The organism is Streptomyces sp. NPDC048560 (genome assembly GCF_040650955.1).
Classification (GTDB): Bacteria; Actinomycetota; Actinomycetes; order Streptomycetales; family Streptomycetaceae; genus Streptomyces.
The window spans coordinates 173,421-187,481 of record NZ_JBEZIJ010000004.1 but is presented as its reverse complement, the minus strand read 5'-3'; the positions used below and the strand labels follow the sequence as shown (position 1 = coordinate 187,481).

The following is a 14,061-nucleotide window of genomic DNA, read 5'->3' as shown; positions in this document are numbered from 1 at the left end:
GGAGACTGACGACGATGGCCGACCGGGTCACGGTGATCGGCTGGGACGGCTCACCTCTGAGCAGGGCCGCCACCGCCGCCCTCTCGGCCGCCACGCTCGTCGCCGGTGCCGCGCACCACCTCGCCCTCCCCGAAGTCCCCGAACGCGCCGAACGCATCCGTCTCGGCAGCGTGGACCTCGCCGCCCGCAGGATCGCCGGCCACCGGGGCAGCGCCGTGGTCCTCGCCGACGGCGACCCCGGCTTCTTCGGCGTCGTACGCACCCTCCACGCACCCGAGCACGGCCTGGAGGTCGAAGTCGTCCCCGCCGTCTCCTCCGTCGCCGCCGCCTTCGCCCGTGCCGGGATGCCGTGGGACGACGCCCAGGTCGTCGTCGCCCACCCCCGCACCCTGCGCCGCGCCGTCAACGTCTGCCGCGCCCACCACAAGGTCGCCGTCCTCACCTCGCCCGGTGCGGGCCCCGCCGAACTCGCCCTCCTCCTCGACGGGGTGCACCGCACCTTCGTGATCTGCGAGGAACTCGGCACCGGCAGCGAACAGGTCACCGTCCTCACGTCCGACAAGGCCGCCGACCACACCTGGCGCGATCCCAACGTCGTCATCGTCATCGGCGGTGGCCCCGAGGCCACCGCCGGCGGCGCCTGGATCGCCGGCCGCCCACCCGCGTACCCCCAGGGCGTACGCGGCTGGGCGCTGCCCGCCGACGCCTACCGCGACGGGGCGGCGGAACCCGTGGCGGAGACAGGTGAGGGCGAGTTCCCCGGCCTGCGCGCCGCCCAGTTGGCCCGTCTCGGCCCGCGCACCGGCGACCTCGTCTGGGACATCGGATCCGGCAGCGGCGCCCTCGCCGTCGAGGCGGCCCGCTTCGGCGCGGCCGTCCTGGCCGTGGACAGCGACCCGGCGGCCTGCGCCCGCACGACAGCCGCGGCCCGCGCCTTCGGCGTTCCGGTCCAGGTCGTCCAGGGCCGGGCCCCGCACGTCCTGGAACGCCTGCCCGAACCCGACGTCGTACGGATCGGAGGCGGCGGCGTCCCCGTCGTCACCGCCGTGGCGGACCGCCGCCCCGAACGCATCGTCACGCACGCCTCCACCCGGGACGAGGCGGAAGCGCTCGGCGGCGCGCTCGCGGCGAACGGATACCGGATCGACTGCGCCCTCCTCCAGACCGTCGAACTCGACACGTCCGCCTGGTCGGAGCGCGAACGTTCTGTCGTCTTCCTGCTCTCCGGCGTGCGTTCGGACCTCGCCCCCTGACCCGGTCGCAGACGACGGGAGGTAGGCTGGCCGATCGTTGTACCGCGCCCGGCCGTTCGTCGCTTCGTTCGTCAATGTCCGGAAAAGGGGACTGTTTTGGTCCCGGCTGTGGTACGGCATGACCGGGGGACGCGCAACGTGGCGCAGTCCACAGCGAGCCGTGGCAGAAGTGGCTGGCGCGGCGGCGAACGGCCGCGAGAATGTGTATCTCCGCGGGCGATTCGTGCCGCGCGGCGAGCCCGCTCGTTCTTGTTGACGAGCACCGGCGTGCCGTGGTTCGGGCGCCCCGGGCGAAGGGCCGAAGGAGCACTGACGATGGGCGAGGGGTACGCATGACTGACACCGGCCAGATCCCGGGCGAGGGACTGCCGGAGAACGCAGGCATGGTGGAGCAGCCGGGCGTACCCGCCCCGGACGCCTACACCTTCCTCGATCCCTCCGCGCACGCACCCGAGGACGACGACCTTCTCCTGATGCCCACTTCCCAGGGCGCCTGGAGCGACCCGCAGTCGGCCCCGGCCGAGCAGGCGGCGTACGCACCGGCGCCCGAGCAGGCCGTGTACCAGCCGCAGTCCTACGCGCAGGCCCCGGCGCAGACCGCCGCTCAGGCGCCCCCGCAGGACTACGCGTACGGCCACCAGGTCCAGGCCGCGCAGCCGGCCGAGCAGGTCGCGGGCACGCACGAGTCCGGCGGCCGCGACACCGGTTCCGTCGACCTCAACGGGGTACGCGTCCCGGCGCCCGTACCGGCCGCCGCCCCCGCCCAGTTCCAGGCCCCCGTGCCGGTCCAGGTGGGCGCCCAGGCCGCTGCCGCCCCCACCCGCCGCCCGCTGCACCGGGGCCCCGCCTCCACCGAGGCACCGTCCTTCGGCAGTACGCCGAGTGGCGGCACGCCGAGCGGGGGAGTGGTCCGCTCGCTGGCCGATCGCGGCCCCACGGCGCCACCCCAGGCGCCCGCGCCGGCGCGGCACGCGAGCCCGCCGACGCCGGGCCCCGAATACTTCGACCAGCCGGCTTTCGACCAGCCGGCCGCGGAGGCCCCGCAGGCGGGTCCGCAGCTGAGCGAGATCCCGCCGCAGGCCCCCGGCCCGTGGACGGCCGAGCCCCAGCAGCCCGTCGCAGCGCAGGCATCTGAGCCCGAGGGGACGGCCCAGGAGCACGAGGTTGCCCCGGTCGAAGCCGTGGCCGAGCAGGCCGCCCCGGTGGCCCCCGTGGCCCCGGCTGCCCCCGTCGCCCCCGTCGCCCCAGCAGAAACGGTCGTCCCCGAGCCGGTGGCGGAGCCTCTGCCCGAACCGGCCGTGGCGCCCGTCGTGGCTCAGGTCGCCGAGGCCGCGATCGTGGAGACCCCGGTGGCCGATGCGCCTGCCGCCCCCGCCGAGGCGGCGGCTGCCGAAGTGGCGCCCCCCGTCATCCCCGCTACCGAACACGCTCCTTTCGCCACCGCGGCCGCCGCGGCGGCCGCCGACCCGGCCCCGGCCCCCGTGGCCGAGGGCGACACCCTGGGCCGGTTCGTGGCGGTGGACGGCTCCGTACCCTCGGCGCCGCACCTGGCGCCCACAGTGGCCCCCGAGCAGCCCGTTGCCACCGAGGCGGCACCCGTGGCCGAGCAGCTGGCGCAGCCGGAGGCCGTGGCCCCCGCCCCGGTACCCGAGCCCGTGGCCGAGGCCCAGCCGGAGCCGGAGCTTCCGGCCACGCCCGAACCTGTCGTAGCTGTGGCCGATACGGTTCCGGTGCCGGCGCCCGAATCGGTCGTCGAGCCGACCGCGACGGCCGAACCCGCACCGATCGCGGAACCGGAACCGGAACCGGCCGAGGTGCTTGAGCCCGCATTCGAGGCGGGACCGGAGCCCGTCACCGGCCCCGAGATCATCGAGACGCCGGAACAGACGGCGTCACCTGCGGAGACCGCCGCCCCGGCGGCACCTGCGGCCGAGTTCCCCACCGAGGAAGCCGCACCGGTGGCAGCGGCGGCGGAGGCCCCCGAGGCTCCCGAAGAGCTCCCTACGACCGATCAGCTCCCCACGACCGATGAGGTCGACGCGACCGAGGAGCTCCAGCCGGCCGAGGAGACCGCCGAGTTCGTCCCCGAACCCGAACCCGCCCCCCTTTCCCCGCCGGCCCCCGCCTACGACGACGCCGAGCGCGAGGCGGTGCTCCGTGTCATGCGCGAGCGCCGCGACATCCGTAACGGCTTCCGCAGCGACCCGATCCCGCACGAGGTGCTGCTCCGCGTGCTGGAGGCCGCTCACACGGCGCCCAGCGTGGGCCACTCGCAGCCCTGGGACTTCGTCGTCATCCGCTCGGCGGAGACCCGGCGTTCCATGCACGAACTGGCACAGAGCCAGCGCGAGGCGTACGCCCAGTCGCTTCCCAAGGGCCGTGCCAAGCAGTTCAAGGAAATGAAGATCGAGGCCATCCTCGACACCCCGGTGAACATCGTCGTCACCGCCGACCCGACGCGCGGTGGCCGCCACACGCTCGGCAGGCACACCCAGCCGCAGATGGCCCCCTACTCCTCGGCCCTGGCCGTGGAGAACCTCTGGCTCGCGGCCAGGGCCGAGGGCCTCGGTGTGGGCTGGGTCAGCTTCTTCGACGAGCGCGAGATGGTCCGCGCCCTCGGTCTCCCCGAGCACCTGGAGGTCGTGGCGTACCTGTGCGTCGGTTACGTCGACGAGTTCCCCGAGGAGCCCGAGCTGATGCAGGCGGGCTGGTCCAAGCGACGCCCCCTGTCGTGGGTCGTGCACGAGGAGACGTACGGCCGTCGCGCCCTGCCCGGCGAGGAGCCGCACGACCTGCTGCAGGAGACCATCTCCAACATCCGCCCGCTGGACGCCAAGGCGCTCGGCGAGGCGTGGGAACGCCAGAAGCGGATGACCAAACCGGCGGGCGCCCTCGGAATGCTGGAGATCATCTCCGCGCAGCTGTCCGGGCTCTCCCGGATGTGCCCGCCGCCGATCCCCGAGCCCGCGGCCGTCGCGATCTTCGCCGGCGACCACGGGGTGCACGCCCAGGGCGTCACGGCCTGGCCGCAGGAAGTCACCGCCCAGATGGTCGCGAACTTCCTCGGTGGCGGAGCCGTGTGCAACGCCTTCGCAGCCCAGGTGGGCGCCGAGGTGTGCGTGGTCGACGTCGGCGTCGCCACCGACCTGCCCGCGACGCCCGGTCTCCTTCCCCGGAAGGTCCGTGCGGGGACGGCCGACTTCACGACCGGCCCGGCCCTGAGCCGCGAGGAGGTCCTGGCCGCCATCGAGGTGGGTATCGAGACGGCCCGCGACCTCGTGGCGGCGGGCAACAAGGGCCTGCTCACCGGCGAGATGGGCATCGCCAACACGACGGCTTCCGCGGCGCTGATCTGCGTGTACACGGGGAGCGACCCGGCCGAGGTGACCGGTCGCGGCACCGGTATCAACGACGAGATGCACGCCCGCAAGGTCGACGTGGTCCGCCGCGCCCTCGACCTCCACCAGCCCGACCCGTCCGATCCCATCGGCGTACTGGCCGCGGTCGGCGGACTGGAGCACGCGGCGATGGCCGGGTTCCTGCTGGGCGGTGCCTCGCTGCGCACTCCCGTCATCCTGGACGGCGTGAGCGCGGGAGCGGCGGCACTGGTCGCCAGGGCGATCGCCCCGGAGGCCCTGGCCGCCTGCATCGCCGGCCACCGCAGCGCGGAGCCGGGCCACGTCGCGGCCCTGAACAAGCTGGGCCTGCGCCCCCTGGTCGACCTGGACCTGCGCCTGGGCGAGGGCACGGGAGCGCTTCTCGCGCTCCCCATCGTGCAGAGCGCGGCCCGCGCGATGCACGAGGTGGCGACGTTCGACTCGGCCGGCGTGACGGAGAAGTAGCACCTTGCGCCGGGCGGACTGCACCACAGCCCGCCCGGCGACCAGGGCGACCGGTTCCGGGCACTTCCGCGGCGTCCGAGGAGCGGGGTCCCGGGCGGAGCCCCGGTCACGGGATGGGGCGGGTAGGGGAACAGGCCCGCCCCATCCCCGCACCCACTCCGCCCGCACGACCGGAGCCCCACCCCCACACCCCGTATCGTGGTCCCACGCCTCACCACCCCAGAACCCGCACGTCACAGCCGCTCCACCGCCGCAGCGGCCCGCAGCACACCGCACCTGCACCGCAGTGCACCCGCACTGCGTACGCACACGCACTGCACCGCACCCTGCCCGAGGAGCCCGCACAGCCATGGCCGAGCACGCCGAGCACCCCGCCTACCCCGTCGGACTGCGCCTGCGTGGGCGCCGCGTAGTCGTCGTCGGCGGCGGACAGGTCGCGCAGCGCCGCCTTCCCGCACTCATCGCGGCCGGCGCCGACATCACCCTGGTCTCCCCGTCCGCGACCCCCTCCGTAGAGGCCATGGCCGACGCCGGAGAGATCCGCTGGGAGCGCCGCCGCTACCAGGACGGCGACCTCACCGACACCTGGTACGCCCTCATCGCCTCCACCGACGCCGCCGCGAACGACGCCGCGTCCGCCGAGGCCGAGCGCACCCGTACCTGGTGCGTCCGCAGTGACGACGCCGAGGCCGCCACCGCCTGGACCCCGGCGACCGGCCGCAGCGAAGGCGTCACCGTCGCCGTGCTCACCACCACCTCCCAGGGCCGCGACCCGCGCCACTCCGCCGCGGTGCGCGACGCCATCGTCGAGGGCCTGCGCGACGGCACCCTCGCCGCCCCGCACCACCGCACGCACACCCCGGGCGTCTCACTCGTCGGCGGTGGTCCAGGTGACCCCGACCTGATCACGGTCCGCGGCCGCCGCCTCCTCGCCGAGGCCGACGTCGTCATCGCCGACCGCCTCGGCCCCCGCGACCTGCTCGACGAGCTCCCGCCGCACGTCGAGGTGATCGACGCCGCCAAGATCCCGTACGGCCGCTTCATGGCGCAGGAGGCGATCAACCAGGCGCTGATCGAGCACGCCAAGGCGGGCAAAGCCGTCGTCCGTCTCAAGGGCGGCGACCCGTTCGTCTTCGGACGGGGCATGGAGGAGGCGCAGGCACTGGCCGCGGAGGGGATCCCCTGCACGGTCGTGCCCGGCATCTCCAGCTCCATCTCGGTCCCGAGCGCCGCGGGCATCCCCGTCACCCACCGAGGCGTCGCCCACGAGTTCACCGTGGTCAGCGGTCACGTGGGCCCCGAAGACCCGCGTTCCCTGGTCGACTGGGCGGCGCTCGCGCAGCTGCGCGGCACCCTCGTCCTCCTGATGGCGGTCGACAAGATCGGCTCCATCGCCGCCGCGCTCATCGCCCACGGCAAGTCCCCCGACACCCCCGTCGCCCTGGTCCAGGAGGGCACCACGGCGGCCCAGCGCCGGGTCGACGCCACCCTCGCGACCGTCGGCGAACGGGCCGTCACCGAGGACGTACGCCCGCCGGCGGTGATCGTCATCGGAGACGTCGTCGACGTCGGCCCCGGCCCCGTAGTGGTCCCCGCCGAGTGACAGGCGGCCATGGATCTTCATCCGAGCCGTTGGCACCTCACACCGGACAAGGCAGTATCACCCTGTGGCTGATCTCATCACCATCGACGACCCCGACGACCCTCGCCTGCGCGACTACATCGGCCTGACCGATGTCGAACTCCGGCGTCGGCGCGAACCCGCCGAGGGCCTCTTCATCGCCGAGGGCGAGAAGGTCATCCGCCGTGCCAGGCACGCCGGGTACGAGATGCGGTCCATGCTGCTCTCCGCCAAGTGGGTCGACGTGATGCGCGACGTCATCGACGAGGTGCCCGCCCCGGTGTACGCCGTGACGCCCGAACTCGCCGAGCGGGTGACCGGATACCACGTGCACCGTGGCGCCCTCGCGTCCATGCAGCGCAAACCGCTGCCCACGGCCGACGAACTCCTGCATTCCACGCGGCGCGTCGTCGTCATGGAGTCGGTCAACGACCACACCAACATCGGTGCGATCTTCCGGAGCGCCGCCGCCCTCGGCATGGACGCGGTGCTGCTCTCCCCCGACTGCGCGGACCCGCTCTACCGTCGTTCCGTCAAGGTGTCCATGGGCGCCGTGTTCTCCGTCCCGTACGCACGCCTCGACACGTGGCCCAAGGGCCTGGACGGCGTACGGGAGGCGGGCTTCAAGCTCCTCGCGCTCACCCCGGACGAGAAGGCGTCGAGCATCGACGACGCCGCGCCCCACCGGCTGGAGCGGGTGGCGCTGATGCTCGGCGCGGAGGGCGAAGGGCTCTCGACCCGGGCGCTCATGGCCGCCGACGAATGGGTCCGCATCCCCATGGCGCACGGCGTCGACTCGCTCAACGTGGGTGCGGCGGCCGCCGTGGCCTTCTACGCCGTGGCGACCGGGCGCCCCGGGAACTGACGGGAATCGCCTACGGCTGAACCCGTTGCGACTGGGTCGCGGCCTCGGCGGACGCCCGGTCCGACGTCTGCCGGTCGTCACCCAGCCCGCGTGCGGGCCCCTGACACCCCTGGGCCGCCGCGATTCCCAGCGCCACCAGCAACGTCACGACCACGAAGACGACCAGCCGCTGCCGCAGCAGGCGCGGATTGGCGGGCCGCCGTCCGGTGGAGGTGGTCCGGGCGCCGGGCCGGGTGCCCGGGCGTCCCTGCGTACCGTTCGTCCCCTGCGGGCGCTTGCCCGACCGCGTCGTACTGCGCGCCGCGGGCGGCCGCCCGCCTCCGGTCCTGGACGCGGCGGACCGGGAGGAAGCGGACCGCTTCCCCTGCGGCCGGGACGCCGCTTCGGCGCCGTCGCCCGCACGCCGGGTCTGCTGCTCGGTGTACGGGCCGTCCATCCGGCCCGTGGGCCGGTCGGGGTCAGGTGCGGACCGCTGCGCGGGCGGCCTGCTGTCGTGCAGTCCCTGCGCCTCGCGCGCCGCGATCTCCTTGAGCCGCATGGACAGTTGCAGCGTGCTCGGCCGCTCCTCGGGGTCCTTGGCCAGGCAGGCGCGGACCAGCGGAGCGAGTGCGTCGTGCACGTCGTACAGCTGAGGCTCCTCGTGGACCACGCGGTACAGCATCACTTCGGAACTGCCGTGTCCGAACGGCGAATCGGCCATCGCCGCGTACGCCAGCGTGGCTCCCAGGGAGAAGACATCGGTGGCGGGGGTCACGGCGGCGCCGCGCACCTGCTCGGGCGCGAGGAAGCCGGGTGAGCCCACCGCCGTGCCGACGTGTGTGAGCGTGCTCGCCCCGGTCGCCCAGGCGATACCGAAGTCGATGATCCGGGGACCCTTGGGGGAGAGGAGGATGTTCGACGGCTTCAGGTCACGGTGTACGACACCGGCCTCGTGGACGGCCACCAGTCCCTCGGAGAGCGCCGCACCGATGGAGGCCACCTCGGCGGCCGACAGCGGCCCCTCCTCGGCGACCTTGTCGTGGAGCGAGGGGCCAGGCACGTACTGCGTGGCGAACCACGGACGGTCGGCGTCGAGGTCGGCGGCCACCAGGCGCGCCGTACAGCCGCCGCGAATCCTCCGGGCAGCCGACACCTCGCGCGCGAAACGCGACCGGAATTCCTGATCCTCCGCCAGATCCGGCCGGATCACCTTGAGGGCCACGCGCTGGCCCCGCCGGTCCGAGCCCAGATAGACGACACCCATGCCGCCCGCACCCAGCCGCCGGTGCAGCCTGAACGAGCCGACGAGACGCGGGTCCTCGCGCCGGAGCCGCATCATCGCCATGTCTGCCCATCCCCGCTGCCTGGTCCGCCTGACGAGGCACAGCTTACGTACCCGCCGCCCGGCACGCTCAGAGGCCGCGCCCTCGCCCGAGAATCGATTGTCAGTGCCGGGTGGGAAACTTGAGGAGTGGTCAGGGAGCGGTGGATCCAGGCGCCCCGGCCCGTGCGAGATCTCAATGGACCGTCGCAGAAGGGGGATTGGATCAGTGAAGGGCGATCGCGTGGAGATAGTCGTGGACGCGGGAGACACGACGAGGACGTACGAGGTGGTGGCCTCCAGGGCCGGCCGCCGGGTGGAAACGGCTGTCCGCAGGGGGGTGGTCGAAGTGAGTGAAGTCACGCGCAGCGGTTCAGTCGTCCGTACCGCCCGCTTCATGGCGACCAGAGTGCTGGCACTCGTGGAACAGCCGGTTCCGAGGGAGGACGCATCCGAGCGTCCCCTCCGGGATGACCCCAAGGTGTAGCGCCGCGTCTCCACCCAGGGGAGTACGCCGACTACCGACAGCTCATCCTCCGGGAGGCCCGGCAATCGGTACGCGGGCATGACGACCCGTGCCACAGGGTTACCTAATGTTGAGGTCAAGCGGCAGGCGAGCACTCGTCCCCCGAGGTCACACGCCCGCCGCTCCACATCAGGTCAGGAGAGGAACCATGTCGGACACGGCTACGCGGACCATGATCCGCACGCAGGGACGCAAGGCATACGCCTCGTTCGGTGCGCGTCCGTCCGGTACGCGCCACCCGCTGGTGGCGACGGCCATGGTTCTTCCCCTGGCGGCCCTGCTCGTAGTCGTCTTCGGCGGCTGGGACGCGGTGGTCACTCAGGCGTCGTCCGTGGGCGTGATGCTGGGGCGCTGAGCGGCGCCCCGGGTCCGGAAGAGCGGTCCGGACCGGGACATCCGGCCAACAACCCCGTGGGGACGGGGGTGCGGCGGACGGCAGCGTTTGTCCGGCCAGCTGGGGAGCTGGCCGGACATCGCGCTGTCCGGACCCGTCCGGCCCGTAGGCTCGTGCACCGGGCCCGGTGACCGGCCGGACCCGTCACCGCCGGGGGAGTCCATGACCACCACCACGGTCGTACGCGCACTGGGCGACCTCGCGCACGACGGCGTCCACCCACGGACCGCGGCGTGCGACTGCGCCCCGGCGCAGGTGCTGGCGGACCGTGCGGACGGCACGGTCGTGCGCAGAGGCGGGATCGTGGCGAAGGCCCACGCCCCGGACACCGACGGACCGGCCCTGGCGGCCCGCCTGGCGCTGGCCGCGACGCCCGCCCTGGCCGGCATCCTCCTCCCGCCGCTTCCCGCACCACGCGCCGAAGGACCGTCGTCGACGACCGGTCCGGGACCCGTCGGCCCGCACCGGCCCCACCGCCCGGCGGCGGACCACGCACCCACGAACGCCGGACAACCGCCGGAGCATCGGCCCTCAGGGCAGGACCCCTCGCGGACGGCCCCCTCCCCGCCGGGCCCGCTGCCGGGCCCCTCGCAGACGGTCCTCGAAGGCCGTCCGGTCACGCTCTGGCCGCACGGCTCACCGGTCGATCCGTCGGACCCCGACGCCGCCCCGTGGGAGGAGGCGGCCGTCCTCCTCGCCCGGCTCCACGGCACCCGGCCGCCGCTGCCCCTCCCGCCGATGCGAGGGCCCCTCAAGGCCGCTCTCGCCGTCGCCCGCATGTGCGCCGCCCGCCCCGGTGACCCGGCCACCCACGCGGTACTGGCCGCCTGGCGGCGACTGCCCCCCTGGGCCCGCGACGAGACACCCGCGCCCGCGCACCGCGCGGGGCTCCTCTGCCACGGGGACCTGCACCTGGGCCAGTTGGTCCGCCACCCCGCGCCGCACGGCCCCTGGCTGCTCATCGACGTCGACGACGCCGGACTCGGTGACGCGGCCTGGGACCTCGCGCGGCCTGCGGCCTGGTACGCGGCCGGGCTGCTGCCGCCCGACATCTGGCACCGCTTCCTCGACGCCTACCGCCGGGCGGGCGGCCCGGCCGTGCGTGCCGAGGGCGACCCGTGGCCCGACCTGGATGTACCGGCGCGGGCGCTGACCGTGCAGACCGCCGCACTCGCCTTCGCCAAGTCCGCCGCGGAGGGGCGCAGTCCGGATGAGGTGGAACAGATGATGATCGACGCATGTGCCCGAATTGCCTCCCTCCCGCCCGAGTTGGCCGTCCAGCGCTCGTCGTAGGGTGAACCGACCGCAGCCGGGCATGAATTCCGGCGACGGGTAACCGACGGCGAGGAGCCGACCAGATGATGCAGTGCCCCAAGTGCCACGCACAGATGCACACGTACACCCGCAACGGTGTCCAGATCGAGCAGTGCAGCGGATGTCGCGGGATATTCCTCGACTACGGCGAGCTGGAGTCCCTGACCCGCCTGGAGTCGCAGTGGTCGCAGCAGGCCCCGCCCGCTCCCGCGCCGCCGGTCCCCCCGCAGGCCTACCCCGCCGCCGGTGGTCACGCTCCCGCGTGGGGCGCCCCGCAGCACCAGGGCGGGCACTACGGCCACCACCGCCAGAAGAGCTTCGGCCGGATGCTCTTCTCCTCCTGAGCCAGGGCCGGGTACGCCCGGATCACGGCCCGGACGCACGGCGTCCGGGCCCGCCGGGTACGACTCCCGAGAACACTGAAAGCCCCGGTCGTCGAGACGACCGGGGCTTTCGGACGGTGCGCGATACTGGGATTGAACCAGTGACCTCTTCCGTGTCAGGGAAGCGCTCTCCCGCTGAGCTAATCGCGCAGGGTGACCCTGCGTGTACTGCGTGCGCGATACTGGGATTGAACCAGTGACCTCTTCCGTGTCAGGGAAGCGCTCTCCCGCTGAGCTAATCGCGCGGGGATCCTTGCGGACCGGTGGACGATACTGGGATTGAACCAGTGACCCCTTCCGTGTCAGGGAAGTGCTCTCCCGCTGAGCTAATCGTCCTTGGAGGTGGAGACGGGATTTGAACCCGTGTAGACGGCTTTGCAGGCCGTTGCCTCGCCTCTCGGCCACTCCACCAGGAGTGAGGGTTCGGGAAGATCCCTCACTTTCTGCGAGCGGACGACCAGGTTCGAACTGGCGACCTCAACCTTGGCAAGGTTGCGCTCTACCAACTGAGCTACGTCCGCTTGTCATTCCCGGACCGCTTGCGCGTCCCGGCGACGTGTTGAACTCTAGCGGATTCCCGGGCCAGTACAAAAACGCGTTTGCGCAGCTTGCCGCCGTGCACCCGTCACGACGCAGGTCACGGCGCGCCGTCCTAGACTCACCAGCGTGTACGACCTCGCTCCCATGGCCCGCTTCGGCGGCCTCGTCGCCTCCGGTCTGCGGGATGTGACCAGTGATCCCGCGGCCCTCGACTCCTCCGGCTTCTGGGCCGTCAGCGCCGACTTCGAAGGCGGTCTGGTCTGCGCCCGCTTCTCCGAGGTACGGACCGAGCAGGTGCCCGCGCCCCTGCCCGGGGCCTGGCGCGGGCCCGCGGCGGGGGACTGGTCCTCGTCCCTGGACAAGGCCGCCTACATGGCCGGTGTCCGGCGCATCCGTGAACACATCGCGGCGGGTGAGGTGTACCAGGCCAACCTGTGCCGGGTGATGTCCGCGCCTCTGCCCGACCCGTCGGTCAGTGATGTGGACGCCCTGACCGCGCTCCTCGCGCGCGGCAACCCCGCTCCGTACGCGGGAACGATCCGGCTGCCCGCGCAGGGTGTCGAGATAGCCACCGCGTCTCCCGAGCTCTTCCTGAAGCGCGAAGGCCGGACCGTCGAGTCCGGGCCCATCAAGGGCACGGGACGCACCGAGTCCGATCTGCTGGAGAAGGACTACGCGGAAAACGTGATGATCGTCGACCTGGTCCGCAACGACCTCGGACGGGTCTGCGCGACCGGAAGCGTCACGGTGCCCGATCTCTGCGTGGTCGAGAAGCACCCCGGGCTCGTCCACCTCGTCTCCACCGTGCGGGGAGAGCTGCCGGACGGCGTGGGGTGGCCAGGGCTGCTGGGGGCGGCGTTTCCGCCCGGCTCCGTCACGGGGGCACCGAAGTCCAGCGCGCTGCGGATCATCGAAGCCCTGGAGACCTCGCCGCGCGGGCCGTACTGCGGAGGGATCGGCTGGGTGGACGCCGACCGGGGCACCGCCGGCCTCGCCGTCGGTATACGGACGTTCTGGATCGACCGCACCGGCGCCGCACCGCTCCTGCGCTTCGGCACCGGAGCGGGCATCACCTGGGGCTCCGACCCCGAGCGCGAATGGGACGAGACCGAGCTGAAGGCGTCCAGGCTGCTCGCTGTAGCGTCGGGCACCTACGAGGAGACCGGAAGGACCGCACCATGATGATTTGGGTCAACGGCGAACTGCGCGACGCCGACGGCGCACGGGTGTCCGTGCTCGACCACGGGCTCACCGTCGGGGACGGTGTCTTCGAGACGGTCAAGACCGTCGAGGGCAGGCCCTTCGCCCTGACCCGGCACCTGGACCGGCTGACCCGCTCGGCCAGAGGGCTCGGCCTCCCGGACCCGGACCACGACGAGATCCGCCGCGCCGCCCGCGCGGTGATCGACGCCACGCCCCTGCCGCTCGGCCGGCTGCGCATCACGTTCACCGGCGGGATCTCCCCGCTCGGTTCGGACCGCGGCGACAACGGACCGGGGCTCGTCGTCGCCCTCGGTGAGGTGGACCGCCGCCCCGACTCGACGGCCGTGATCACCGTGCCCTGGACGCGCAACGAACACAGCGCGGTCGCCGGGCTCAAGACCACCTCGTACGCCGAGAACGTCGTCGCGCTCGCCCGCGCCCGGGAGCGCGGCGCCTCCGAGGCGCTCTTCGCCAACACGGCGGGGCAGCTCTGCGAGGGCACCGGCTCCAACGTCTTCGTCGTCATCGACGGGCAGATCCACACCCCGCCGCTCACCTCCGGCTGCCTCGCCGGCATCACCCGAGCCCTGGCCGTGGAGTGGACCGGCGCCCAGGAGGCCGAACTGTCGCCGGAGGTGCTCGGCCGTGCCGAGGAGATCTTCCTGACCTCCACCACGCGTGACGTACAGGCCGTCCACCGGGTCGACGACCGGGAGCTCCCGGGAGCCCCGGGTCCGGTGACCGCCAAGGCCATGCGCGTCTTCGACGAGCGCGCGGGCGACGACCTCGACCCGTGAAGCCGTAAAGCCGTAAAAGAGGG

The 14,061-nt window shown here is 73.1% G+C and carries 11 protein-coding genes and 5 tRNA genes; 10 read left to right on the top strand and 6 right to left on the bottom strand.

What is annotated here, in order from left to right; translation table 11 throughout:
• The first annotated feature begins 14 nt into the window (after nucleotides 1-14).
• The 4 genes from cbiE (at nucleotide 15) to AB0C82_RS13635 (ending at nucleotide 7,581) form a co-directional block, all read left to right on the top strand.
• Nucleotides 15-1,253 (top strand): precorrin-6y C5,15-methyltransferase (decarboxylating) subunit CbiE, encoded by a 1,239-nt coding sequence (cbiE, locus tag AB0C82_RS13650; protein ID WP_362840282.1) that lies wholly within the window; start codon nucleotides 15-17, stop codon nucleotides 1,251-1,253.
• A 332-nt stretch (nucleotides 1,254-1,585) separates the two neighbouring features.
• Nucleotides 1,586-5,095 (top strand): nicotinate-nucleotide--dimethylbenzimidazole phosphoribosyltransferase, encoded by a 3,510-nt coding sequence (gene cobT, locus AB0C82_RS13645; protein ID WP_362840279.1) that lies wholly within the window; start codon nucleotides 1,586-1,588, stop codon nucleotides 5,093-5,095.
• Between the two features lie 349 nt (nucleotides 5,096-5,444).
• Nucleotides 5,445-6,698, top strand: coding sequence for a uroporphyrinogen-III C-methyltransferase (gene cobA / locus AB0C82_RS13640; RefSeq protein WP_362840277.1), 1,254 nt, complete (start codon nucleotides 5,445-5,447; stop codon nucleotides 6,696-6,698).
• Nucleotides 6,699-6,762: 64 nt separating this feature from the next.
• Nucleotides 6,763-7,581: an RNA methyltransferase gene (locus tag AB0C82_RS13635; protein WP_362840275.1), complete on the top strand. Its 819-nt coding sequence runs from the start codon at nucleotides 6,763-6,765 to the stop codon at nucleotides 7,579-7,581.
• Between the two features lie 10 nt (nucleotides 7,582-7,591).
• On the opposite strand, the gene AB0C82_RS13630 is transcribed toward AB0C82_RS13635, so the two are convergent.
• Nucleotides 7,592-8,905 (bottom strand): serine/threonine-protein kinase, encoded by a 1,314-nt coding sequence (locus tag AB0C82_RS13630; protein ID WP_362840272.1) that lies wholly within the window; start codon nucleotides 8,903-8,905, stop codon nucleotides 7,592-7,594.
• A 205-nt stretch (nucleotides 8,906-9,110) separates the two neighbouring features.
• Here AB0C82_RS13630 and AB0C82_RS13625 point away from each other — a divergent pair, with 205 nt between their 5' ends.
• The 4 genes from AB0C82_RS13625 to AB0C82_RS13610 all read left to right on the top strand — a co-directional run bounded on the left by AB0C82_RS13625 (nucleotide 9,111) and on the right by AB0C82_RS13610 (nucleotide 11,459).
• Nucleotides 9,111-9,368 (top strand): hypothetical protein, encoded by a 258-nt coding sequence (locus AB0C82_RS13625; RefSeq protein ID WP_362840270.1) that lies wholly within the window; start codon nucleotides 9,111-9,113, stop codon nucleotides 9,366-9,368.
• Between the two features lie 187 nt (nucleotides 9,369-9,555).
• Nucleotides 9,556-9,762: a hypothetical protein gene (locus tag AB0C82_RS13620; RefSeq protein WP_073729377.1), complete on the top strand. Its 207-nt coding sequence runs from the start codon at nucleotides 9,556-9,558 to the stop codon at nucleotides 9,760-9,762.
• 201 nt (nucleotides 9,763-9,963) lie between these two features.
• The gene (locus AB0C82_RS13615) at nucleotides 9,964-11,094 is read left to right on the top strand and encodes an aminoglycoside phosphotransferase family protein (protein ID WP_362840267.1); all 1,131 of its coding nucleotides are present in this window, start codon (nucleotides 9,964-9,966) and stop codon (nucleotides 11,092-11,094) included.
• 65 nt (nucleotides 11,095-11,159) lie between these two features.
• Nucleotides 11,160-11,459: a zf-TFIIB domain-containing protein gene (locus AB0C82_RS13610; RefSeq protein ID WP_362840264.1), complete on the top strand. Its 300-nt coding sequence runs from the start codon at nucleotides 11,160-11,162 to the stop codon at nucleotides 11,457-11,459.
• A gap of 117 nt (nucleotides 11,460-11,576) precedes the next feature.
• Here AB0C82_RS13610 and AB0C82_RS13605 read toward each other — a convergent pair.
• From AB0C82_RS13605 to AB0C82_RS13585, 5 genes are all read right to left on the bottom strand, one after another.
• Nucleotides 11,577-11,648 (bottom strand) — tRNA-Val (locus tag AB0C82_RS13605).
• A 23-nt stretch (nucleotides 11,649-11,671) separates the two neighbouring features.
• Nucleotides 11,672-11,743, bottom strand: a tRNA-Val gene (locus tag AB0C82_RS13600).
• A gap of 19 nt (nucleotides 11,744-11,762) precedes the next feature.
• Nucleotides 11,763-11,834: transfer RNA gene (locus AB0C82_RS13595), tRNA-Val, on the bottom strand.
• A gap of 1 nt (nucleotide 11,835) precedes the next feature.
• Nucleotides 11,836-11,909: transfer RNA gene (locus AB0C82_RS13590), tRNA-Cys, on the bottom strand.
• Between the two features lie 37 nt (nucleotides 11,910-11,946).
• Nucleotides 11,947-12,019 (bottom strand) — tRNA-Gly (locus tag AB0C82_RS13585).
• A gap of 163 nt (nucleotides 12,020-12,182) precedes the next feature.
• On the opposite strand from AB0C82_RS13585, the gene AB0C82_RS13580 reads away from it, so the two are divergent.
• Both AB0C82_RS13580 and AB0C82_RS13575 read left to right on the top strand, forming a co-directional pair.
• The gene (locus AB0C82_RS13580) at nucleotides 12,183-13,220 is read left to right on the top strand and encodes a chorismate-binding protein (protein WP_362840977.1); all 1,038 of its coding nucleotides are present in this window, start codon (nucleotides 12,183-12,185) and stop codon (nucleotides 13,218-13,220) included.
• Nucleotides 13,217-14,038 (top strand): aminodeoxychorismate lyase, encoded by an 822-nt coding sequence (locus AB0C82_RS13575; protein ID WP_362840261.1) that lies wholly within the window; start codon nucleotides 13,217-13,219, stop codon nucleotides 14,036-14,038. The genes AB0C82_RS13580 and AB0C82_RS13575 overlap by 4 nt, the downstream gene beginning before the upstream one ends.
• Nucleotides 14,039-14,061: the final 23 nt, after the last annotated feature.